The following is a 22,948-nucleotide window of genomic DNA, read 5'->3' on the forward strand; positions in this document are numbered from 1 at the left end:
AACGGGCCATAGCGAGAACTTTTAATCCCGGGTCTTACCCCGGGATTTTTTTGCGTCACCCTTATTCGGTGACCAGCTCGCGGGCTTCGTCATAGGCACCCTGCAGGGGCTGACCGACGGCACGGGCGAAACGCTCGTCCAGATGGAAGCGGATCCCCACCCCGCGCACGGCGCCCAGATCCACCGCCTGGCGGTGACCGAGCCGCTCGATGGGCAGGCCGAGGCGGCGGAAGATGCGCTCCACCGGCAGGCTGACCACGGCAACCAGCTCGCGGATCCCCTTCGCCCTGGCGAAGGCATAGACCTCGCGGAAGATGACGCAGGTCAGCTCGCTGACCCCGTTGCCCAGGCGCGGCGCCCGTTCGGCATCGATGGCGAGGCGGGTCAGTTCCCACACGTCGTTGCTGCGCGGCGGGGCTTCGCCGGCGAGGGCGGTGGGGAATATGCTGGGCAGCATGTAATCCTGGGCACAACTGAGCAGACGAATGCAGCCGCACAGGCCTGCATCATCCTCAATCAGAACCCAGTGGGTGTCCGGGGTATCGAAACTGTCCTGCTCCAGACCACGGTGAGATTCCACATCCCAGCCGAGGCGATCGGAGAAGACGCGATTGCGAAAGCGATAAAGCTCGTTTTCTACCTCCCATCTGGGGTGTTCTTTTAATTTTCCTTTGAAAACAAGCATTCAGATGTCTCCATTTCAGTGTTCGGCGCTATAATCGAGGCCCTGGCCAGGGGGGCTAGCCTATGAAACAAGACCAACTGCTTGAGTACCTCGAACATTTCACTTCGGTAACGGACGGGGATCGTCTGGCCGAGTTGATCGGTCGGTTCACGCTCGGTATGGGTTACGACTACTACCGGTTTGCGCTGATCATTCCCATGTCGATGCAAAGACCCAAGGTGGTGCTGTTCAATCAGTGCCCCGACTCCTGGGTGCAGGCCTATACGGCAAACCATATGCTGGCCTGTGATCCCATCATTCAATTGGCCCGCAAGCAGACCTTGCCCATTTACTGGAACCGGCTGGATGAGCGAGCACGTTTTCTGCAAGAGGGCAGTCTGGACGTGATGGGGTTGGCGGCGGAGTTCGGGCTGCGCAACGGCATCTCGTTTCCGTTGCACGGGGCGGCGGGGGAAAACGGCATACTGTCGTTCATCACCGCCGAGCGGGCATCGAGCGATCTGCTGCTGGAGTCCTCGCCCGTCCTCTCCTGGATGTCCAACTACATCTTCGAGGCGGCGATCCGGATTGTGCGGGTCAGTCTGCGGGACGATGACCCTCAGGAGGCCCTGACTGACCGGGAGACCGAATGCCTGTTCTGGGCCAGTGAAGGGAAAACGTCGAGTGAAATCGCCTGCATCCTGGGGATCACGGAGCGAACCGTGAACTACCACCTCAATCAGGTCACCCGTAAAACGGGGTCGATGAATCGCTACCAGGCCATCGCCAAGGGGGTGAGCAGTGGCATCTTGCTGCCCAATCTCGAGCAGGTCGTGGTCACCAACTTCCCCAAGCTGATGCAATAAAACCCGATGATTCTCGGGGCAGAGTGACTGGCTAACAATTGTCAGATCCTGCAATTGACAGCCATGAACGGGTCTAGCCCCTTCTACCTCGAAGGGGTTGGGTCGAGCCCTTTGTCATTAGCAAAACAAATTGCTCAGCAGATTAATGAATTTCTCTAAACGTCTGGCCGCCCCTTATAGTGCCGTCCAATCACTCTGCTGGACGGTTCATCCATGTTTGCAACTACCCTGCAAGGCTTCACCCTCGGCCTTGCCATGATCATCCCCATCGGTGCCCAGAATGCCTTCGTGCTGAGCCGGGGCATCCACCGCAACCACCATCTGCTGACGGCGACCCTCTGCTGCCTGTGCGATCTCGTGCTGATCGGCATCGGGGTGTTCGGCGGTGCCAACCTGCTGGCGGCCAGCCCGATCGGACTGGCCCTGCTGACCTGGGGCGGGGTGCTGTTCCTCGGCTGGTTCGGTATCCGTTCCCTGCGCAGCGCCTGGCGCGGGCAGGGGGCTGCACTTGCTGACTCGCCCCAGCTGATGGGGGTCAAGAGCGTGCTGGCCATGACGCTCGGGGTGACCCTGCTCAACCCCCACGTCTACCTGGACACCCTGATGCTGCTCGGCTCCTTCGGCAGCCAGTTTGCCGAAGAGTTGCGGCCGGCCTTTGCGGCGGGGGCCATGCTGGCCTCGCTGGTCTGGTTCTACAGCCTGGCGTTCGGGGCGGCGGCCCTCTCGCCCTGGCTCGCTCGCGGTAGGGTTCAGCAAGCTATTGATACTATTGTTGGTTTCATCATGCTGGGGTTGGCGCTGCAGCTGGCGAGCGGGGCTTTGCTGGCGTCATAAGGCTATTTTTGTGCCGCACCTCATAAAAATTCACCCCGGCTTCATCCGCTGACATATTCGTCTGTTAAATTCCCGTCGCTGGTAAAGCGACACTCTAATAAAAGGGACAAGACAGTGAATAAATCCATGAAGCTGGGTGCTATTGCAGCCATCGTGCTGTTATCTGCCTGTAGCAATGACAACGACAGCAAGGCGCAACCGGGTGAGGTTGCCCTGCGTCTGATCCAGACCTCCGACATCCACTCCAACGTGCTGGGGTATGACTACTACCAGAACAAGGAGGATCGCAAGTTCGGCCTCTCCCGCACCGCGCTGCTGATCCGCGCGGCCCGCGCCGAAAACCCCAACAACCTGCTGCTCGACAACGGCGACCTGATCCAGGGCACGCCGCTGGCTGACTACATCTTTGAGCAGTCCGGTGCCGGCTACCTCGACAAGCAGGCCCACCCGGTGTTCAAGGCGATGAACGAGCTCGGCTACGACGCCGGCAACCTGGGCAACCACGAATTCAACTACGGTCTGGATTACCTCACCAAGACCCTGCAGGGAGCCAAGTTCCCCTATGTGAACGCCAACGTGTTCGAGGCGGGCGCCTTCAAGCGCGATGCCAAGGGGCAAATAGACTGGAGTGGCAACAAGTTCACCCCCTACCTGCTGCTGGAGCGCAAGGTGAAGGATGACAAGGGCCAACTGCAGACCGTCAAGGTCGGCATCCTGGGGCTGACCCCGCCGCAGGTGCTGCAGTGGGACAAGCGTCATCTGGAAGGCAAGGTGGTGGTGGCCGACATGGTCGAGACCGCCAACCACTATGTGCCCGAGCTGCGTGCCAAGGGCGCCGACGTGGTCGTCGTTGTTGCCCACACCGGCATCAACGCCAGCAGCTACGAGGCCATGATGGAGAACTCCGCCTGGCACCTGGCCAAGGTGAAGGGGGTGGATGCCCTGATGCTGGGCCACGCCCACAAGAACTTCCCGGGTGACTTCCCGGATCTGCCGGAGGTGGACAACAAGGCCGGTACCCTGAGCGGCATTCCGACCGTGATGCCGGGTTACTGGGGCAACCACCTCGGCATCATCGACCTCAAGCTGGAGCAGGTGGACGGCAAGTGGCAGGTGAAACAGAGCCAGGCCAGCCTGCGCAAGATCGACTCCAGCGAAGGCAGCGCGGTGGATCAACGGGTGGTGGACCTGGTACAGGCCGATCACGACGCCACCAACCAGTGGCTGGACGAGCCGCTCGGCAAGATCACCTCCTCCATCCACAGCTTCTTCGCCCTGGTGCAGGATGATCCCTCGGTACAGCTGGTGAGCGATGCCCAGCGCCGCTACGCCGAACAGCTGCAAAAAGACGGTCTGCTCAAGGAGTCCTACCCCATCCTGTCGGTGGCGGCACCGTTCCGTGGCGGTCGCAACGGCATCAATGACTTCACCTACGTGGCCCAGGGCGACATCTCCCTGCGCAACGTCTCCGACCTCTACATCTATCCGAACACCCTGCAGGTGGTCGAGGTGAACGGGGCCACCGTCAAGGAGTGGCTGGAGATGAGTGCCGGCCAGTTCAACCAGATCGACACCGGCAAGACCGAGGTGCAGTGGCTGGTGAACGAGAAGTTCCCCACCTACAACTTCGACGTGATCGACGGGGTCAACTACGAGGTGGATATCACCCAGCCGGCCCGTTACAACAAGGAAGGGGCCAAGGTCAGCGACGGCCAGCGTATCAGCAGTCTCACCTTCAATGGTCAGCCCATCGATCCGGCCCAGAAGTTCTACGTGGTGACCAACAACTACCGCGCCAGCGGCGGCGGCCACTTCCCGGGTATCGACGGCAGCAACATCGTCCATGAAGATCCCTACGAGACGCGAGAGATCATCGCCCAGTACCTGAAGGCCCAGTCTGCCGACAACCCGGCCGGCTTCAGCCCGGCGGCCAACAACAACTGGCACATGAAGGCCCTGCCGGCCAACGTGGACGTGCGACTCTACTCCTCGCCCCGCGAGGAGGCCAAACAGCTGGCCGGTGCGGATCTGGAATACAAGTCCACCCTGCCGATGGATGACGCCCAGCACCCTGGCTACGCCATCTTCCGGCTAATCCGTCAGTAATTTCCGGCCGACATGGCAATAAAAAAAGCCCTCGCACTGCGAGGGCTTTTTCATGGAAGGAGGGCTTAGTTGACCACGGCCACGTTGATGGTGCCGTTGCCCTGGGTCATGCGTACCCGGGCACCCGGTACGAAGGTGGGGCTGGCCTTTTGCACCACCACGATGGATTCGCCGTTCTCTTTCTTGATCTCGAGCTCGACGCCATCCACCTGGTTGAGCTTGTCACCGGCCGCCTTGCCGGCTGCTGCACCCGCGATGGCGCCACCGGCCGCGGCGATGTCGCTGCCGCGCCCGCCGCCGATGGTGCTGCCGAGCAGGCCGCCGACCACGGCGCCGCCGATGGTGCCGATCAGCGAGTTCTCATCGGCCTGGATCTTGACCGGGCGGGTGGAGAGGATGGTGCCGTAGCTGACGGTCTGTACCTGCTTGGCGCGATCCTTGGTGTAGACATCGCCGGAGTAGACGTCGCTGTTGGCACAGCCGCTGAGGGTGGTGGCGGTGGTGGCCAACAGGGCGATGAGGGTAATGCGTTTCAACATGATGGGCCTCCTGGGCTGGCATCTAATCTGGTTTGTTCGGTCAGTGATTCAACTCTACGCCAACCGGATTGAGCATGAAACCAGCAAAGTGTAACCAATTATAAGGCCCGGGCCCCGCAAACCCCGTCACCACCGGCTCAGTCGAGCCGTTTTTCCAGCAGCAGGCGATCCTCGCCTTGGCCGAAATAGTCGCGCTCCTCGGCCAGTTGCTGATAACCGAGTCGAAAGTAGAGGCGCTGGGCCGGATTGGCCGGATCCACCGTCAGTCTGACCCGCTCGATCCCCAGTGTCAGCAGTGACTGCTCCACCTGCAGCATCATGCGTTCGGCCAGGCCGAAGCCGCGCGCCTCCGGCAGCACCGCCAGCGACAGCAGCCAGCCCTGCGACCGATCCTGTCCCAGTCCACCCAGGGCATAGCCCAGCAGCCTGCCGTCCAGCTCGGCCACCAGCAGCAGCTCGGGCCACAGATCCATGGCCTGGCGGAAGAAGAAGCCGGGATAGACATCCTCCCCGAATACATTGACGTCGATCTGCCAGATGGCGTGCATGTCGGTGTGGCGCGCCACTCTCAAAACGGGGGGCTGGTGCATCCGGGCTCCTGTAGTGTCGTACGTGCTGCCGGGCGGCAGTCAAAAAGGAGCCACAGGGTAGTGGGCCCGCCGGACTGATGCAAGCGGGTCTGGGGTTCTGAGCGTCAGGGCGGCCCCGGCTCAGGGCGGCAGGGGGCGGCTGCCCGGTCGCTTGGGGGCCTTGCGGCGGCTGTCCAGCAGGTGGCACAGGGCCAGCCAGGGGTGATGCCAGAGCATGCGCGGGCCGCTCCACTTCATCACCAGCTGGATCTGCTTGCGCATGGCCGGGGCATAGCAGTGGATGTGGCAGTTGGCACAGGTGGGCTTGTGGCCGTGACCATAGCGGCAGCGGCGCAGCCGCTGGTGGGCGAACTCCTGCAACTGCTGGCAGTGCCGGCAGGCGGGGTCCTGGTGATGGTGGTCGCAGTAGAGGCGGATCATGGCGCTGACCGTCTGCTGCTCCCGCTTGAGCCTGGGGTGCATGGGCACCTGGTCGGCGCGGGCCGAGCGCGCGGGGTGGGAGTGATGGGTCGTCATGAGGGGCATTGTCCTGACCTGGGGCGGCGGGGCCTTGATACAGGTCAAACCGGTGGGCAAAAAAACAGGGCCCGTGGGCCCTGTTTCATCAGACAACTCTGCTGGTCTGCGCTTAGATGAGGCTGGTCGCCTGCTCCAGCCAGGCGAGATCCTCACCCTCCAGCAGAGGGCTGAGACGGCGGTAGACCTCGACGTGGTACTCGTTGATCCAGCGGAACTCGGCCGGGCTCAGCAGGCTGCGATCGATGAGGCGGGTATCGAACGGTACATAGGTCAGCCGCTCGAAGCCCAGCATCGGCAGCTCGCCGACCTGCTCCTGTTCGGTGACCACCACCAGGTTCTCGCAGCGGATGCCGAAGGCATCTTCCCGGTAGTAGCCGGGTTCGTTGGAGAGCACCATGCCCGGCTGCAGGGCTACCAGGCTGCCCTTGGGGGCGATGCGCTGCGGGCCTTCGTGCACGCTGAGGAAGTGGCCGACGCCGTGGCCGGTGCCGTGGTCGTAGTTGTAACCGGCCTGCCACAGCGGCATGCGGGCCAGCACGTCGAGCTGGATGCCGGCGGTGCCGCGCGGGAAGCGGGCCTGATCCAGGGCGATGTGACCCTGCAGTACCCGGGTGAACATCGCCTTGTGCTCGTCGGTCAGCTCACCCACCTTGATGGTGCGGGTGATGTCGGTGGTGCCGTCCAGATACTGGGCGCCGGAGTCCACCAGATAGATGCTGTCCTGACCAAAGGTACGCGGGGTGCCGTTGGTGTGGCGGTAGTGGCACATGGCGGCGTTGGGGCCGAGCGCCGAGATGGTGTCGAAGCTCGGCTCGACGTAGTGCTCCTGCTCGCGGCGGAAGGCTTCCAGCTGGTCGGCCAGAGTGCCTTCATCCACCCCGTCGAACTCGCCGCTGGCGATCAGCCGATCCAGCCAGGCCAGGAAGCGGGTGACGGCGACACCGTCGCGCAGATGGGCGGCACGCATGCCGGCCAGCTCCACTTCGTTCTTGCACGCCTTCGGCAGCATGGTCGGATCCTGACCGGCCACCAGGATGGCGCCCGCCTCTTCCATGACCAGCTGGGTCCAGGCGTTGGCGGTGTTGGGATCGGCCAGCACCTTCTGCTGATCTTCGCCGATGCGCTTGAGCACGTCACCCAGCTTGTCGATGGGGTAGACGGAGACATCCTGCCCCACGTGCTGGCTGAAGGCGAAGCAGTCGATCTTGTCGGTGTCGACGAAGAAATCCATGGTGGCGTTGGCGTAGAGCACCGCAAAGCCCAGCACCACCGGCAGCCGCTCCACGTCGCGACCACGCAGGTTGAGCAGCCAGTTGATGGGCTCGGCCTGGGTCAGCAGCACCGCATCCAGCCCGCGCTTGCGCAGATCGCTGGCCAGCAGCTCGCGCTTGGCCTGGCTGGACTGGCCCGCCAGCGCCTCGCTGTAGAGAATGGCCGGATTCTTGGTGGGAGCGGGGCGATCGCTCCAGTGCAGATCGATGGGGTTCTGATCAACACGCACCAGCTCGATGCCGCGCTCGGTCAGGATCTCTTTGGCGTGTCGATACCAGGCCAGGCTGTGCAGGCGGGCATCGAAGCCGACCCGGGAACCGGCAGGCAGCTGCTCGGCCAGCCACTGCACGTGGGGATCTTCGTTCAGATGGAGAAACTCGAAGAGCTCGGCCGGTGCCTGCATGCGGGCCTGCACCGTGTAACGACCGTCGATGAACAGGGCCGCCCGCTGCGCCAGTATGATGGCGAGGCCGGCGGAGCCGTTGAAACCCGTGATCCAGTCCAGTCGCTCGGCGTAGGCGGGAATGTACTCCCCCAGGTGCTCGTCGTCATGGGGGACGATGAAGGCGTCCAGCTCCATCATGGCCAGTTCGGCCCTGACCTGGGCGACGCGGGTTTCAATAATCTCGAAATGATTCATGTCGTTAATGCCAGATTGTAGTGATGTGAGTGTTCAGTGGTTGTGGCCGCTGTCCAGGATCCGCTTGATTGACTGGCCAGCCGCCTCGATATGTTGCTTGAGCAGTACCACCGCCTCGTGTTTGCGGCGGGCGCGGCACAGCTCCAGCAGCTGGGCGTGCTCCCGCTCCGCCTTGTCGACGCCATCGCTGGCGAACAGCAGCTCGAAGCGCACATAGCGGTCACAGCTCAGATTGATCTGGGCGATCAGCTCCAGTGCCTGGGGGCGGCCGGCGGCCTGATAGAGGGTGGCGTGAAAACTGTGGTTCAGTTCGGCCCAGTGTTCGATCTGGGTGCCCGACTCGAGGGCCTGGTCGAACTGGGCGAGGATCGCCTGCGCCTTGGCGAAGGTCTCCTCCGTCATCAGGTCGACGGCGTGGAACAGGGTATCGGCTTCCAGCAGGGCTCGCAAATAAAAGAGCTCCTCGATGGCTGCGGCGTCCAGCATGGTGACCACGGCGCCGCGATGGGCCTCGAATTTCACCAGTCCCTGAGCTTCCAGCTGCATCAGGGCCTCCCGCACCGGAATGCGGCTCACCGCCAGCTCCTTGGCGATGGCGTCCTGGCGCAGGGGGGCGCCGGCGGGAAACTCACCGCGCAGGATCCGGCCACGGAGGTTTTCCATCACCATTTGGGTACGGGTCTTGTAGGGTGGGGTCATGATCGGGTCACAGGGGAATCGTTACAAAATTGTATATTGTATAAAGTTGGGCTGAATCTAACGCGCAAGGGCCCACAAGGCAAGGTTTGGCGGGAGTCAAACGCCGCGCTCTGCTCAAAAAAATACCGGTCAGCTGGGCTGACCGGTATGAGATGGGTTGTGAACGGGGTCGCTGTTACAGCTGCGGACCCGCTGCGACCAGACGCTTGCCTTCGTCGTTGTCGGTGAAGCGCTCGAAGTTCTTGATGAAACGCTGGGCCAGATCCTGCGCCTTGGCATCCCACTCGGCCCTGTTGGCGTAAGTGTCGCGCGGGTCGAGGATCGCCGGGTTCACGTCGTGCAGGGCGGTCGGTACTTCCAGATTGAAGATCGGCAGCACCTTGGTCTCGGCCTTCTCGATGGAGCCATCCAGGATGGCGTCGATGATGGCGCGGGTATCCTTGATGGAGATGCGCTTGCCGGTGCCGTTCCAGCCGGTGTTGACCAGATAGGCCTCTGCACCTGCCGCTTCCATCCGTTTCACCAGCTCCTGACCGTACTTGGTCGGGTGCAGGGAGAGGAAGGCCGCGCCGAAGCAGGAGGAGAAGGTCGGGGTCGGCTCTGTGATGCCGCGCTCGGTACCGGCCAGCTTGGCGGTGAAGCCAGACAGGAAGTGGTACTTGGTCTGCTCCTTGGTCAGCTTGGAGACCGGGGGCAGCACGCCGAAGGCGTCGGCGGTCAGGAAGATCACCTTGGTGGCGTGACCCGCCTTGGAGACCGGCTTGACGATGTTCTCGATGTGATAGATGGGGTAGGAGACCCGGGTGTTCTCGGTCTTGGAGCCATCATCGAAGTCGATGGTGCCGTCGGCCGCCACGGTCACGTTCTCCAGCAGCGCATCGCGACGGATGGCGTTGTAGATGTCCGGCTCGGCTTCCTTGGAGAGCTTGATGGTCTTGGCGTAGCAGCCCCCTTCGAAGTTGAACACGCCGTCGTCGTCCCAGCCGTGCTCGTCATCGCCGATCAGCTGACGCTTGGGATCGGTGGAGAGGGTGGTCTTGCCGGTGCCGGAGAGGCCGAAGAAGATGGCCACGTCGCCGTCCTGACCCACGTTGGCGGAGCAGTGCATGGAGGCGATGCCGCGCAGGGGCAGGAAGTAGTTCATCATGGAGAACATCCCCTTCTTCATCTCGCCACCGTACCAGGTGCCGCCGATGAGCTGGATCTTCTCGGTCAGGTTGAAGGCGACGAAGTTCTCGGAGTTGAGACCCTGCTCCTTCCAGTTCGGGTTGGTGCACTTGGCACCGTTCATCACCACGAAGTCCGGTTTGAAGGTTTTCAGCTCTTCATCGCTCGGGCGAATGAACATGTTTTTCACGAAGTGAGCCTGCCAGGCCACCTCGGTGATGATGCGCACGGCCAGGCGGGTGTCCGGGTTGGCACCGCAGAAGCCGTCCACCACGAACAGGCGCTTGCCGGAGAGCTGCTTGGTCACCAGGGATTTCAGATGTGACCACACTTCCGGGCTGATGGCTTTGTTATCGTTTTTACCCTGGTCAGACCACCACACAGTATTCTGGGTAGTGGCGTCTTTGACGATATATTTATCTTTCGGGGAGCGGCCGGTGAAGATGCCGGTATTGACATTGACGGCCCCCAGTTCGGTCACCACGCCGCGCTCGAACCCTTCCAGGTCGGCACGAGTCTCTTCCGCGAACAGCTGGTCGTAGGAAGGGTTGCGCAGGATTTCAGTGGAGTTCTTGATACCGTACTGGTCCAGTCCTAATTGTTGGGCCAGGGTGGGTTCTGCCACGATTGTCATTGTATTCTCCTGGGTTCAGAGGTTGGTAGGGTTCTATCTGGCGTTCATCCTATCACTTAGGTGGTAGAGTTTAGCGATCGCCATCAAACTTTATAAAATAGGGTATTTTTTTGTTATTTAAGTTAAAGGCGGGTTTTGCCCGCCTTCAATTAGTGTAACTTGTTTGCATCATTACCGGGAGCCCCGCTGAACAGGGTTTCGACATCGATCCCGTCAAATTCGTACTGGGCGCCACAATAATCACAGTGCATGTCGATCTTGCCGAGCTCCTGCACCATCTCCATTACCTCTTCCTTCTCGATCTGCAACAGGGCCCCTTCGCAACGCTCGCGGGAGCAGGTGCAGCGGAATTCGACCGCCTGCGGATCGAACACCCGCACCTTGTCCTGGTGGTAGAGACGGTAGAGGATCTCTTCCGCTTCCAGACCGAACAGCTCTTCATCCTTGATGGTGCTGGTGAGCTGGGTCAGGTGCTCGAAGTCGTCGCCGTGATCCTCGCTCTGGGCGGGCAGCTCCTGCAGCAGGATGCCGGCAGCGCGCGGCGCACCTTCGTGGTAGCCGGTGCGGATCCAGAGCTTGGTCGCCAGCTGTTCGGACTGGGTAAAGTACTGCTCCAGGCAGCCGGCCAGGGTGTCGGCGTCCAGCGCTATGATGCCCTGATAGCGTTCACCCTGCTCCGGGGTGATGGTGATGACCAGCTGGCCTTCCCCGATCAGGCTCTGCAGCTTGCCGTCGCTCGGCAGTTCACCCTCGTAGCGGGCCACGCCGCGCAGCTGCTGGTTGTTGTCGCCGTTGATGACGGCCAGCCGTACCGGGCCGTTGCCCTGCAGCTGTACCGTGATGGAGCCTTCGAACTTGAGGGTGGCGGTCAGCAGGCTGGTGGCGACCAGCAGTTCACCCAGCAGTTTTTGCACCTGTACCGGGTAGTTCTGAGCCTCCACCACGTGGCGGTAGGTGTGGTCCAGCTGGACCAGTTCGCCCCGGACTTCGTACTCTTCGAACAGATAGCGATACAGGAGATCTTGGTTACTCATCATGCATTCCTGGGTTCTTCGGTGGGGTAAATAGATAAAAACATTAATAAACAGGTGGTTAGGAACTTATTCCGCCATCTGTCGTCATAAAAGGGCCATCTTGGCGGGTCAATATTGCTTGACCTTGATCAGCTGGCGCCGCTCCTGCTTGTCGGGGCGACGCTCGGGGCTCGGGGCAAACTGGCTGTTGAAGCGGCGTGCCTCGCTGTTTTCCGCCCGTCGTTTCAGGCTGGCCTCGGTCTCTTCATAGAGCTGCTGGGCCAGCGGGGCGGATTTGCGCTGCTCGCTCACCTCGACCACCCGCACCTCCCGCTCGTCCTGGCCCTGCCAGAAACGAATGAGGGCGCCGACCTCGACATGCTTGCCTGGCTTGCTGCGCTGGCCGTTGTAGTGCACCTTGCCCCCTTCAATCTGGTCACGGGCCAGGCTGCGGGTCTTGTAAAAACGTGCCGCCCACAACCACTTGTCGAGACGGACCTGGGTTGGGATTTCTGCGGGGTTCGGCATGAATCGACTCCGGAATGGCTGAAAGGGGTGCCTGATTATACCAGAGGCGGGCCCCGGGATAGAAACAGGGGGCCCAAGGGTGTGACGGAATGTCAATTTTCGCAGCTTACTCCCATCCGGTCGGTTGTCTCTGGGTCCATTGCCGTACACAATAGCCAACCGATTTGGATGCCAGAAAATATTGATAAACATGACGCTACCGTTCAGGGATGACTTGTTGAGCTCCCTTCTGGCCCGTTGTAAAACCGTGCCACTCTCCCGTTTCAGCCAGCCTCTGTTCTGGCTTCTGCTGCTGTTGCTGGCCCACCAGTGTGCCGGTCTCACCTGGCGTCTGCTGGATCTCGGCAGCCGGCCCGTCAGCCAGTCCTGGCAACCATCGGTGGTCGCCAATCAGAGCCAGGGTGCAAACCGGCTCGACCTGAGCGGCGTCAGCCGGCTGGCGCTGTTCGGCAAGGCCAAACAGCAGGCCCAGGCGGCCGATGTTGTCGCAGCCGATGCTCCCAAGACCCAGCTCAACGCCCAGCTGAACGGCGTGCTGGCGAGCTCGGATCCCGCCAAATCCATTGCCATCATCGCCCACAACGGGCTGCAGAACTCCTACGGCATCGGTGATCTCATCGATGGTACCCAGGCCAAGATCCGCCAGGTGTTCCCGGATCGGGTCATCATCGAGCGGGACGGCCGTGATGAGACCCTGATGCTGGACGGGGAGGAGTACGGCAAGCCGCTGCCCAAGCCGGGCAACCAGGACAGCAAGCTCTCCTCGGTACGCAACGAGCTGATGGGCAACCCCGGCAAGATCACCGATTACCTCAATATTTCCCCGGTCCGGGTCGATGGCCGCATGGTCGGCTATCGCCTCAATCCGGGCAGCAATCCGGAACTGTTCAATCAACTGGGGCTGGTCGCCAACGATATGGCGGTCAGCATCAACGGGCTGGATCTGCGGGATAACGCTCAGGCCATGCAGGCGATGCAGCAGGTGGCTGGCGCAACGGAAATGACCGTCACCGTCGAGCGGCAAGGACAGCTCTACGACGTTTATGTCGGCTTGTCAGAATAATGATTTGGAGTAGCACCAAGAATGAGAAATAAAGGGAAGGGCTGGCGTCTGGCCACCGTGGCTGCGGCGCTGATGATGGCAGGCTCTGCCTGGGCCACCGAATATTCCGCCAGCTTCAAGAATGCCGACATCGAAGAGTTCATCAACACGGTCGGCAAGAACCTGAACAAGACCATCATCATCGAGCCTTCGGTGCGCGGCAAGATCAACGTCCGCAGCTATGACCTGCTCAACGAAGACCAGTACTACCAGTTCTTCCTGAGCGTGCTCGACGTCTATGGCTTCGCCGTGGTCCCGATGGACAACGGCGTGCTCAAGGTGGTGCGCTCCAAGGATGCCAAGACCTCCGCCATCCCGGTGGTGGACGAGAGCAACCCCGGCAGCGGTGACGAGATGGTGACCCGGGTCGTGCCGGTGCGCAACGTCTCGGTGCGCGAACTGGCGCCGCTGCTGCGCCAGCTCAACGACAACGCCGGCGGCGGCAACGTGGTCCATTACGACCCCTCCAACGTGTTGCTGATCACCGGCCGCGCCGCCGTGGTCAACCGGCTGGTGGAAGTGGTGCGCCGGGTCGACAAGGCGGGCGACCAGGAAGTGGACATCGTCAAGCTCAAGTACGCCTCCGCCGGCGAGATGGTGCGGCTGGTGACCAACCTCAACAAGGACGGCAACAACCAGGGCGGCAACACCTCCCTGCTGCTGGCCCCCAAGGTGGTGGCCGATGAGCGCACCAACTCGGTGGTGGTGAGCGGCGAGCCCAAGGCGCGCGCCCGCATCATCCAGATGGTGCACCAGCTCGACCGTGACCTGCAGAGCCAGGGCAACACCCGGGTCTTCTATCTGAAGTACGGCAAGGCCAAGGATCTGGTGGAGGTGCTCAAAGGCGTCAGCTCCAGCATCGAGGCGGACAAGAAGGGCGGCGCGGCCACCACCACAGGCGGTGGCGGTGCCAGCATCGGCGGTGGCAAACTGGCCATCTCCGCCGACGAGACCACCAATGCGCTGGTGATCACCGCCCAGCCGGACGTGATGGCCGAGCTGGAGCAGGTGGTCGCCAAGCTCGACATTCGCCGTGCCCAGGTGCTGGTGGAGGCGATCATCGTCGAGATCGCCGATGGCGACGGCCTCAACCTCGGGGTTCAGTGGGCCAACACCAATGGCGGCGGCACCCAGTTTACCGACACCAAACTGCCCATCGGCTCGGTGGCCATCGCCGCCAAGGATTACAAGGATAACGGGACCACCACCGGCCTGGCCTCGCTGGCCAAGGATTTCAACGGTATGGCGGCCGGCTTCTACAAGGGTAACTGGGCCGCGCTGGTGACGGCCCTGTCGACCGATACCAAGAACGATATTCTCTCCACGCCGAGTATCGTCACCATGGACAACAAGGAAGCCTCATTCAACGTCGGCCAGGAAGTGCCGGTGCAGAGCGGCTCCCAGAGCTCCACCACCAGCGATCAGGTGTTCAACACCATCGAGCGCAAGACGGTGGGTACCAAGCTGGTAGTGACGCCGCAGATCAACGAGGGGGATTCCGTGCTGCTCAACATCGAGCAGGAGGTCTCCAGTGTGGCGCAGACCCAGGCTCCCGGCACCAGCACGCTGGGCCCGACCTTCGATACCCGTACCATCAAGAACGCGGTGCTGGTGAAGAGCGGCGAGACAGTAGTGCTGGGTGGCTTGATGGACGAGAAGACCCAGGAGAAGGTCTCCAAGGTGCCGCTGCTCGGCGACATCCCGGTGCTGGGTTATCTGTTCCGCTCTACCTCCAACTCGACCTCCAAGCGCAATCTGATGGTCTTTATCCGACCCACCATTTTGCGTGATGCCGATGTCTACAGCGGTATCTCCAGCAACAAGTACTCCCAGTTCCGCTCCGAGCAGCAGGAGGCGGCGGCGCAGGAGGGGTATCTGACCTCGCCCAAGCGCCAGGTGCTGCCCCAGTACGGCCAGGACGTGACCATGTCGCCCGAGGCGCAGAAGCAGATCCAGCAGATGCAGTCGGCCCCGCAGACGAGCGGCGGGTCCCAGCCATTCGTGGGTAACAAGTAATGGCAGCATACCAGCTGGATGGCGTCGACATGCCGGCAGCCCTGCCCGAGCTGCCGTTTGCCTTCGCCCGCAACTTCGGCGTGATCCTGACCGAGCGGCAGGGGGCCCCGGTGCTGCTCTGCCGCCAGGGCGTGACGCCGCAAACCCTGCTGGAAGTACGGCGGGTGGCGGGTTGCGCCTTCACGGTGGAGCAGATGGACGGCGAGACCTTCGAAGAGCTGCTGATGGCCCACTACCAGCGCGACTCCTCCGAGGCGCGCCAGCTGATGGAGGATCTCGGCAACGAGATGGACTTCTTCGCGCTGGCCGAAGAGCTGCCCCAGAGCGAAGACCTGCTGGACGCCGACGACGACGCCCCCATCATTCGCCTCATCAACGCCATGCTGAGTGAGGCGATAAAAGAAGAGGCGTCCGACATCCACATCGAGACCTTTGAGCGGGCCCTGGTGATCCGGTTTCGCATCGATGGGGTGCTGCGGGAGATCCTGCGCCCCCATCGCAAGCTCGCCTCCCTGCTGGTGTCGCGCATCAAGGTGATGTCGCGCATGGACATCGCCGAGAAGCGGGTGCCGCAGGATGGTCGCATCTCGTTGCGCATCGGCGGCCGGGCGGTGGACGTGCGGGTCTCCACCATGCCGTCCAGCTATGGCGAGCGGGTGGTATTGCGACTGCTCGACAAGAACAACGTGCGCCTGGAGCTCAAGCAGCTTGGCATGACGCTGGCCAACCGCAACATCATCAGCGAACTTATTCGCAAGCCTCACGGCATCATTCTGGTGACGGGCCCGACCGGTTCGGGCAAGTCGACCACCCTCTACGCGGCCCTCTCCGAGATCAACTCGCGGGATCGCAACATCCTGACCGTCGAAGACCCCATCGAATATGACCTCGAAGGGGTGGGCCAGACCCAGGTCAACAGCAAGGTGGACATGACCTTCGCCCGCGGCCTGCGCGCCATCCTGCGTCAGGATCCGGACGTGGTGATGGTGGGGGAAATCCGTGACCTCGAGACCGCCCAGATCGCGGTGCAGGCGTCGCTGACCGGTCACCTGGTGATGTCGACCCTGCACACCAACACCGCCATCGGCGCCATCACCCGGATGCGGGACATGGGCATCGAGCCCTTCCTGCTCTCCTCGTCACTGCTGGCGGTACTGGCCCAGCGGCTGGTGCGCACCCTCTGCCCCGATTGCCGCGCCCCGCGCCCCATCACCGAGCAGGAGCGTCTGGCCATGGGCATCGAACTGGCGCCGGATCAGCAGGTGTGGCGGCCGGTGGGCTGCGAGCAGTGCAACCACACCGGCTATCGCGGCCGGACCGGCATCCACGAGCTGGTGGTGATCGACGAAGCGGTGCGCGAGGCGATCCACAGCGCCAGCGGCGAGCTGGCCATCGAGCGGCTGATCCGGGGTCACACCCCCAGCATCCGCCGCGACGGCATCGACAAGGTACTCAAGGGGCAGACCAGCCTCGAAGAGGTGCTGCGCGTGACCCGGGAAGACTGAGATGGCAGCATTCGAATACAAGGCCCTCGACGGTAAGGGACGCAACAAGAGCGGCGTGCTGGAGGGGGATTCCGCCCGCCAGGTACGCCAGCTGTTGCGCGAGCAGGGGCTGACCCCGCTCGAGGTGAACGAGACCACCGAGAAGGCCAAGCGCGAGGCTAACCGCTTCGTGTTGTTCCGCCGTGGTGCCAGCACCGCCGAGCTTGCGATGATCACCCGCCAGCTGGCGACCCTGGTGGGGGCCGGCCTTACCATCGAAGAGGCGCTCAAGGCCGTCGCCGAGCAGTGCGAGAAGGCTCATCTGCGCAGCATGGTAGCCACGGTGCGCAGCAAGGTGGTGGAGGGCTATTCGCTGGCCGATTCGCTGGCGGCCTTCCCCCATGTGTTCGATCAGCTGTTCCGCTCCATGGTGGCGGCCGGCGAGAAGTCCGGTCACCTGGAGAAGGTGCTCAACCGCCTCGCCGACTACACCGAGCAGCGTCAGCACATGCGCACCAAGCTGCTGCAGGCGATGATCTACCCCATCGTACTGACCTGCGTCGCCATCGGCGTCATCTCCATCCTGCTCACCGCCGTGGTGCCCAAGGTGGTGGCCCAGTTCGAACACATGGGCCAGCAACTGCCGGCCACCACCCGCTTCCTCATCGGTACCAGCGAGCTGATGCAGCACTACGGCCTCTGGTTCCTGTTGCTGCTGCTGGTGGGCGGCTTTGTCTGGCGCTGGTGGCTGACCGACGACAAGCGTCGCCGTCACTGGCACCAGCTGATCCTGCGCCTGCCGGTGATCGGTCGGGTCAGCCGCGGTCTCAACACCGCCCGTTTCGCCCGCACCCTGAGCATCCTCAACGCCAGCGCCGTGCCGCTGCTGGAGGGGATGAAGATCTCTGGCGAAGTGCTCTCCAACGACTTTGCCCGCATGCGCATCGGTGAGGCCACCGAGCGGGTGCGGGAGGGGACCAGCCTGCGCAAGTCGCTGGATGAAACCAAAATTTTTCCGCCCATGATGCTGCACATGATCGCCTCCGGCGAGCAGAGCGGCGAGCTCGACAACATGCTGGAGCGGGCGGCAGACAACCAGGATCGGGAGTTCGAAACCCAGGTGAACATCGCCCTCGGGGTGTTCGAACCCATGCTGGTGGTCTCCATGGCCGGGGTGGTGCTGTTTATCGTGATGTCGATCCTGCAGCCGATCCTGGAGCTCAACAACATGGTGAATCTGTAAGGTTCGGACGTTCGAATACGCTTCGCTATTCGAACCTACCCATCCAATCGAGCGATCGTGGTTTAACAGTTAATCGTTGATGGTTCATGCCATCTCATTTCGTGAGGGAGTAAGTCATGCAAAAGCGTCGTCAATCGGGTTTTACCCTGCTGGAAGTGATGGTGGTCATCGTGATCCTGGGGATCCTGGCCAGCCTGGTGGTGCCCAACCTGATGGGCAACAAGGAGAAGGCCGACCAGCAGAAAGCGGTCTCCGACATAGTGGCGCTGGAAAACGCCCTCGACATGTACAAGCTGGACAACAACCGCTACCCGACCACAGAGCAGGGGCTGGACGCGCTGGTCAACAAGCCGACCGCCGCACCTGAGCCGCGCAGCTACCGGGAAGGGGGCTACATCAAGCGCCTGCCGCAGGATCCCTGGGGCAACCCGTACCAGATGCTGAGCCCGGGCCAGTTCGGCAAGATCGACATCTTCTCCATGGGGCTGGATGGCGAAGCCGGTACCGATGACGACATCGGCAACTGGAACCTGAAGGACTTCCAATAAGTGATCCCGCCGCGTCGCGCTCACCGAGACATGCCGAGGCTGCCTGAATGAAGGTGGCCTCTTCTGCCCGTCGCCAGGCCGGTTTTACCCTGCTGGAAGTGTTGCTGGTCGCCATGCTGATGGGGCTGGTTGCCACTGCCGTCACCCTCAGCATGGGCGGCGCCAGGGGGGATAGAGAGCTCGACAAGCAGGCGCGCCGCTTCATGGCCGTGCTGCAGCAGGCGCAGGAGTACTCGGTGATGGATGGGCGGCTGGTGGGCCTGCGGGTGGAGGACAACGGCTGGCAGTTCATGCAGCGCGCGGCCAAGGATCGCAAGTGGCAGGTGATGAGCGGCGACAAGCTGCTGGATCGGGTCGAGCTGCCCGACAACATGCAGCTGGCCATCGAGCTCGAGGGCTTCAGCTGGCGGACCGACTCCGACGAGAAGTACGAGAAGGGGCGCGACGAGAAGGAGCGCACGCCCCAGGTGTTCATCTTTCCCGGTGGCGAGCTGACCCCCTTCGTGCTGACCCTGACCCAGCAGGACGACGATCAGCGCTATGTGCGCACCGTCAAGGCGGACGAGTTCGGCCGCCTGCGCCTGCTGCAGGACGAGGAGGAAGAGGAATGAACGCCCGCGGCATGACCCTGCTGGAAGTCATGGTGGCGCTGGCGGTGTTCGCCATCGCCGGGCTGGCGGTGATGAAGACCGCCAGCGAGCACCTCTCCGGCCTCAACTATCTGGAACAGAAGACCCTGGCGACCTGGGTGGTGGAGAACCAGCTGGTGCAGCAGAAGCTCGAAGCCAAGTGGCCCGGTGACAGCTGGGTGGAGGGGGACGAGCAGATGGCGGGCCAGACCTGGTACTGGCGCTATCGCGGCGTCGCCACCGCCGACAGCAACTTCAAGGCGCTGGACATGGAAGTGCGCTCTGCGCCCAAGGCCGACAGCCCGGTGGCCATGATCCGGACTTATATCAGCCGATGAACCTGCATCAAGGTGTCTCCATAAGCCGGAGCCGGCATCAGCCGATGAACATTCACCAACGTCTCTCCATTAGCCGGCGTCAGACGGGGTTTACCCTGCTGGAGATGCTGGTGGCCATCGCCATCTTCGCCGGCCTGAGCCTGGGCGCCTATCAGGTGCTGCAAGGAGTGCTCACCAGCGACGAGGTGGCCAAGCGCAAGGAGGCACGTCTCTCCGAACTGCAGCTGGCCTTCTCCGTGCTGGAGCGGGACGTCACCCAGATGGTGCCGCGCAGCGGCCGCATCGACGGCGAGAGCAACAAGGTGCTGCTGGCGGCCTCCCGCTTCGGCCAGCAGAGCGACGACTGGGGCATGGCCTTCATGCGCGGCGGCTGGCTCAACCCCGATGGCATGCTGCCGCGCTCCGGCCTGCAGCGGGTCGGCTGGCGGCTCAAGGATCACAAGCTGGAGCGGCTGAGCTACCTCTACCCGGATCCGGTGATCGGCACCGAGCCGCGCATTCAGCCGATGCTGGATCGGGTGACGGCGCTGCGACTCTACTTCTACGACAAGGGCAGCTGGAAAGAGGAGTGGACCCAGCGCAACGTGCTGCCCTACGGGTTGGCGGTGGAGCTGGATCTTGAAGACTACGGTACCATTCGCCGCCAGTTCCTGATCGGCGCCGGCGGCCAGCGAGCGGACAATGGCAATTAAGCGCGGCCGGGGCCGATCCCGCACCACTCCGGGCCGCCAGGGGGGCATGGCCCTGCTGGTGGTGCTGCTCATCCTGTCGGTGATGGTGATCATCGCCAGCAACATGAGCGGCCGGTTGCAGCTGGAGCTGCGCCGCACCGCCAATCTCACCGCCGGCAAGCAGGCCTGGTGGTATGCCATGTCGGCGGAGGCGCTGGTGAGCAAGGTGCTGGCCCAGGATTTCAAGGATGACCCCAACGTGGTCAGCCTGGGGCAGAACTGGGCGCGCCAGGATGCGGTCTTCCCGGTGGATGACGGCAAGCTCACCGGCAGGGTGCGAGACCTGCAATCCTGCTTCAACCTCAACAGCCTGAGCGTGCCGTTGAAGGACGGGATCAGCGGCGACGATCTGGAGAAGCAGCCCTATCCGGTCAAGGTGTTCAAGGCGCTGCTCAAGCAGCTCGAGGTGGAAGATTACGAGGCGGTGCAGCTGACCGATGCCATCCGCGACTGGACCGACAAGGATACCGTGCTGGTGTCGAGCTACGGCGCCGAGGATGCCTATTACGAAGGGCTCACCCCCCCTTATCTGACCGCCAACCAGTGGATGCTCGGCACCGACGAGCTGCGAGCGGTGCGCGGGGTGAGCGCCAAACTGTATGCCCGGCTGGCGCCCTATGTGTGCGCCCTGCCCAACGACAAGCTGGTGGTGAACGTCAACACCATCCGGCCGGAGCAGTCGGCCCTGCTGGTGGCACTCTATCTGGACAAGGTGGGGCTGGACGATGCCAAGCGGGTGCTGGCCAGCCGTCCCCAGAAGGGGTGGAAGAACAAGAAGGAGATGACGGACCAGATGCCGGTGCAGGTGAGCTCCATTCCGGGGCTGGATGCGGCGCTGGACGTCAAGAGCAGCTATTTCGAGGCCAGGCTGCTTGCCGAGGTGGGTGACACCCGGGCCAGGCTGGAGAGCGTCTTCGTGCGCGGCAAGGACAACAAGCTGGTGATGCTGCGCCGTCTGAACGGCGGCGCCGAATAACAAGGGAGGCGGGTGACGGTCGTTGGCCGGCCCGCGCCATCCCCCGATTGGACTGCAGCCCATGGCTGCGCGCCCGCCCATCCAGAGGGATGCGAGCGAGCATGGCAGGAGAGACATTAGTGAGCGAGAGTCTGGTCATCCGTCTGGGGACCAATGCGCAGCAGCCGGTCGAGTGGCTGGTGTGGTCGGGCGGGGAGGAGGAGGTGATCGCCTCCGGTACCCTGGCCTCGGCCCATGCCCTTGGCGAACTGCAGGAGCGGGCCGGTGGCCGCCCGGCGGTGGTGCTGGTGCCCGGCAGCGATCTTATCTTCCGGCGGGTGAGCCTGCCGGGCAAATACAGCCGCCAGAGTGCGGCAGCGCTTCCCTATCTGCTAGAGGAGCAAATCGCCTCCGACGTGGATGAGCTGCACCTGGTGGTGCTGGGCCATCAGGGTCACGAGGTGGACCTGATGGCGGTCGACAAGGAGAAGATGCAGACCTGGCTTGGCTGGCTGGATCAGGCCGGTCTCAAGAGCCGGCAGCTGCTGCCGGACGTGCTGGCGCTGCCGCAGGCGACCGACGGCTGGTCGGCGCTGCAGCTGGGCAAGGAGTGGCTGCTGCGCCAGGGGCCCTGTCAGGGCATCGTCGCCGACGAGCCGCTGCTGGCCATGTTGCTGGCGGCGGAGCCGGCGCCGGTGACCATTCACAGCCATACCCCGCCGCCGGCCATTGCGGCGGCCAGCTGGCAGGCGGCCGATCCCGAGCTGCCCATGCTGCTGCTGGCCCGGGGCGCGCTCGCCAGTCAGGCCAACCTGCTGCAGGGGCCCTACCGGCCGCAGACCGAATACTCCCGCTACTGGCAGCAGTGGCGCAAGGTAGCGGTGGTGGCCGGGGCGCTGCTGGTGGTGGCGTTTGCCCAGCGCGGCGTGCAGCTCTACCAGCTGGCGGAGCAGGACAAGGCGCTCAAGGCGGAGATCCGGCAGGTCTACACCCGGATCTTCCCGGGGGAGAGCCGCATCGTCAACGTGCGCAGCCAGATGACCCAGCACCTCCAGCAACTGGGGCAGACGCCCCAGGACGGGGTGTTGATGGTGCTGACCGAGCTGGCCCCCACCTTTGCCGAAGTGCCCGGCCTCAAGCCCGAGGTGCTGCGTTTTGACGCGGCTCGCGGCGAGCTCAGGCTGCAGGTGACGGCCCCCGGTTTTGCCGAGATCGAGCGTTTTCGCGAGCTGGCCGGCAAGCGCTTCGAGGTGCAGCAGGGAGAGGTGCGCAGCACCGAAGGCAAGGTTGAAGGGGCACTGGTGCTGAAGGGTAAATCATCATGATGGACAAACTACAAGGCTGGTGGCGGAGCATCAGCGTCCGCGAGCAGCGGCTGGTGGCGGTGGGTGGCAGCGTACTTTTGATCGGCTTCTGCTACTGGGTCATCTGGCAGCCCATCGGCAACCGCATCGACGAGCGCGAGCGGCAGGTATTGAGCCAGCAGCAGACTCTCGCCTGGCTGAAAGAGAAGGGTGAAGAGGTGCTGGCGCTGCAGGGTGGCCAGGGCCGCCAGCTCGATACCAGTGGCACCCTGGAAGGGGTGGTCAACCGCACCGCCTTCAACCAGAAGATCAAGATTGCCCGGCTGCAGCCCCAGGGCCAGGAGCTGCAGGTATGGATCGACACGGTGGCGTTCGATGATCTGCTGATCTGGCTGGCGACCCTGGCGGATCGCCATGGCGTGCAGGTACAGGTGATCGAGCTGGCCAGCGAGAATCTGGCGCCCGGTCTGGTCAAGGTACGCCGCTTGCAACTGAGCCGTCCCCAATGAAACCACGCGTCCCGAGCA

General features: G+C 63.0%; 23 protein-coding genes. 14 read left to right on the plus strand and 9 right to left on the minus strand.

Annotated elements, in window-relative coordinates; translation table 11 throughout:
* Positions 1-61: 61 nt before the first annotated feature.
* A complete protein-coding gene (locus tag I6L33_RS06975) occupies positions 62-685 on the minus strand; it encodes an acyl-homoserine-lactone synthase (protein ID WP_019841081.1) in 624 nt (207 codons plus the stop codon).
* Between the two features lie 62 nt (positions 686-747).
* Here I6L33_RS06975 and I6L33_RS06980 point away from each other — a divergent pair, with 62 nt between their 5' ends.
* The 3 genes from I6L33_RS06980 (at position 748) to I6L33_RS06990 (ending at position 4,470) form a co-directional block, all read left to right on the plus strand.
* On the plus strand, positions 748-1,530 hold the full coding sequence (locus I6L33_RS06980) for a LuxR family transcriptional regulator (RefSeq protein ID WP_005308457.1): 783 nt from the start codon (positions 748-750) through the stop codon (positions 1,528-1,530).
* 213 nt (positions 1,531-1,743) lie between these two features.
* Positions 1,744-2,364: an L-lysine exporter gene (gene lysE / locus I6L33_RS06985; protein WP_005308459.1), complete on the plus strand. Its 621-nt coding sequence runs from the start codon at positions 1,744-1,746 to the stop codon at positions 2,362-2,364.
* A gap of 126 nt (positions 2,365-2,490) precedes the next feature.
* Positions 2,491-4,470: a bifunctional 2',3'-cyclic-nucleotide 2'-phosphodiesterase/3'-nucleotidase gene (locus I6L33_RS06990; protein ID WP_216973783.1), complete on the plus strand. Its 1,980-nt coding sequence runs from the start codon at positions 2,491-2,493 to the stop codon at positions 4,468-4,470.
* A 65-nt stretch (positions 4,471-4,535) separates the two neighbouring features.
* Here I6L33_RS06990 and I6L33_RS06995 read toward each other — a convergent pair whose 3' ends face one another.
* From I6L33_RS06995 to hslR, 8 genes are all read right to left on the minus strand, one after another.
* Positions 4,536-5,009 (minus strand): glycine zipper 2TM domain-containing protein, encoded by a 474-nt coding sequence (locus I6L33_RS06995; RefSeq protein ID WP_216973784.1) that lies wholly within the window; start codon positions 5,007-5,009, stop codon positions 4,536-4,538.
* Positions 5,010-5,146: 137 nt separating this feature from the next.
* A complete protein-coding gene (locus I6L33_RS07000; protein WP_017765217.1) occupies positions 5,147-5,599 on the minus strand; it encodes an N-acetyltransferase in 453 nt (150 codons plus the stop codon).
* A gap of 120 nt (positions 5,600-5,719) precedes the next feature.
* Complete coding sequence (locus I6L33_RS07005) at positions 5,720-6,115, minus strand: nitrous oxide-stimulated promoter family protein (RefSeq protein ID WP_216973785.1); 396 nt, start codon at positions 6,113-6,115, stop codon at positions 5,720-5,722.
* A gap of 112 nt (positions 6,116-6,227) precedes the next feature.
* Positions 6,228-8,030, minus strand: a complete 1,803-nt coding sequence (locus I6L33_RS07010) for an aminopeptidase P family protein (RefSeq protein WP_216973786.1) — start codon at positions 8,028-8,030, stop codon at positions 6,228-6,230.
* A gap of 33 nt (positions 8,031-8,063) precedes the next feature.
* Positions 8,064-8,729 (minus strand): GntR family transcriptional regulator, encoded by a 666-nt coding sequence (locus I6L33_RS07015; RefSeq protein ID WP_017783592.1) that lies wholly within the window; start codon positions 8,727-8,729, stop codon positions 8,064-8,066.
* Between the two features lie 175 nt (positions 8,730-8,904).
* Positions 8,905-10,530 (minus strand): phosphoenolpyruvate carboxykinase (ATP), encoded by a 1,626-nt coding sequence (gene pckA / locus I6L33_RS07020; protein ID WP_216973787.1) that lies wholly within the window; start codon positions 10,528-10,530, stop codon positions 8,905-8,907.
* 149 nt (positions 10,531-10,679) lie between these two features.
* Positions 10,680-11,564, minus strand: a complete 885-nt coding sequence (gene hslO / locus I6L33_RS07025) for an Hsp33 family molecular chaperone HslO (protein WP_216973788.1) — start codon at positions 11,562-11,564, stop codon at positions 10,680-10,682.
* 108 nt (positions 11,565-11,672) lie between these two features.
* Positions 11,673-12,071 carry a ribosome-associated heat shock protein Hsp15 gene (gene hslR, locus I6L33_RS07030; RefSeq protein ID WP_017783591.1) on the minus strand — a complete coding sequence of 133 codons (399 nt, stop codon included), beginning with the start codon at positions 12,069-12,071 and terminating at the stop codon, positions 11,673-11,675.
* A gap of 214 nt (positions 12,072-12,285) precedes the next feature.
* Here hslR and exeC point away from each other — a divergent pair, with 214 nt between their 5' ends.
* The 11 genes from exeC (at position 12,286) to exeM (ending at position 22,930) form a co-directional block, all read left to right on the plus strand.
* Complete coding sequence (exeC, locus tag I6L33_RS07035; RefSeq protein WP_302054596.1) at positions 12,286-13,134, plus strand: GspC family type II secretion system variant ExeC; 849 nt, start codon at positions 12,286-12,288, stop codon at positions 13,132-13,134.
* 21 nt (positions 13,135-13,155) lie between these two features.
* Positions 13,156-15,189: a GspD family T2SS secretin variant ExeD gene (exeD, locus tag I6L33_RS07040; protein WP_216973789.1), complete on the plus strand. Its 2,034-nt coding sequence runs from the start codon at positions 13,156-13,158 to the stop codon at positions 15,187-15,189.
* Positions 15,189-16,694 carry a GspE family T2SS ATPase variant ExeE gene (exeE, locus tag I6L33_RS07045; protein ID WP_216973790.1) on the plus strand — a complete coding sequence of 502 codons (1,506 nt, stop codon included), beginning with the start codon at positions 15,189-15,191 and terminating at the stop codon, positions 16,692-16,694. The genes exeD and exeE overlap by 1 nt, the downstream gene beginning before the upstream one ends.
* Before the next feature lies 1 nt (position 16,695).
* Positions 16,696-17,916: a GspF family T2SS innner membrane protein variant ExeF gene (exeF, locus tag I6L33_RS07050; protein ID WP_011704542.1), complete on the plus strand. Its 1,221-nt coding sequence runs from the start codon at positions 16,696-16,698 to the stop codon at positions 17,914-17,916.
* Positions 17,917-18,032: 116 nt separating this feature from the next.
* On the plus strand, positions 18,033-18,464 hold the full coding sequence (exeG, locus tag I6L33_RS07055) for a GspG family T2SS major pseudopilin variant ExeG (RefSeq protein ID WP_005308483.1): 432 nt from the start codon (positions 18,033-18,035) through the stop codon (positions 18,462-18,464).
* Positions 18,465-18,511: 47 nt separating this feature from the next.
* Positions 18,512-19,075 (plus strand): GspH family T2SS minor pseudopilin variant ExeH, encoded by a 564-nt coding sequence (exeH, locus tag I6L33_RS07060; RefSeq protein WP_017765227.1) that lies wholly within the window; start codon positions 18,512-18,514, stop codon positions 19,073-19,075.
* Positions 19,072-19,431 (plus strand): type II secretion system minor pseudopilin GspI, encoded by a 360-nt coding sequence (gene exeI, locus I6L33_RS07065; protein ID WP_216973791.1) that lies wholly within the window; start codon positions 19,072-19,074, stop codon positions 19,429-19,431. Before exeH ends, exeI begins: the two co-directional genes overlap by 4 nt.
* Before the next feature lie 44 nt (positions 19,432-19,475).
* On the plus strand, positions 19,476-20,123 hold the full coding sequence (gene exeJ, locus I6L33_RS07070) for a GspJ family T2SS minor pseudopilin variant ExeJ (protein WP_095591953.1): 648 nt from the start codon (positions 19,476-19,478) through the stop codon (positions 20,121-20,123).
* A complete protein-coding gene (gene exeK / locus I6L33_RS07075; protein ID WP_216973792.1) occupies positions 20,113-21,138 on the plus strand; it encodes a GspK family T2SS minor pseudopilin variant ExeK in 1,026 nt (341 codons plus the stop codon). Before exeJ ends, exeK begins: the two co-directional genes overlap by 11 nt.
* A 119-nt stretch (positions 21,139-21,257) precedes the next feature.
* Positions 21,258-22,442, plus strand: a complete 1,185-nt coding sequence (exeL, locus tag I6L33_RS07080; protein WP_017783585.1) for a GspL family type II secretion system protein ExeL — start codon at positions 21,258-21,260, stop codon at positions 22,440-22,442.
* Positions 22,439-22,930, plus strand: a complete 492-nt coding sequence (gene exeM, locus I6L33_RS07085; protein WP_216973793.1) for a GspM family type II secretion system protein ExeM — start codon at positions 22,439-22,441, stop codon at positions 22,928-22,930. The genes exeL and exeM overlap by 4 nt, the downstream gene beginning before the upstream one ends.
* The last annotated feature ends 18 nt before the right edge of the window (positions 22,931-22,948 follow it).

Source organism: Aeromonas sp. FDAARGOS 1403 (genome assembly GCF_019047325.1).
GTDB lineage: Bacteria > Pseudomonadota > Gammaproteobacteria > Enterobacterales > Aeromonadaceae > Aeromonas > Aeromonas dhakensis.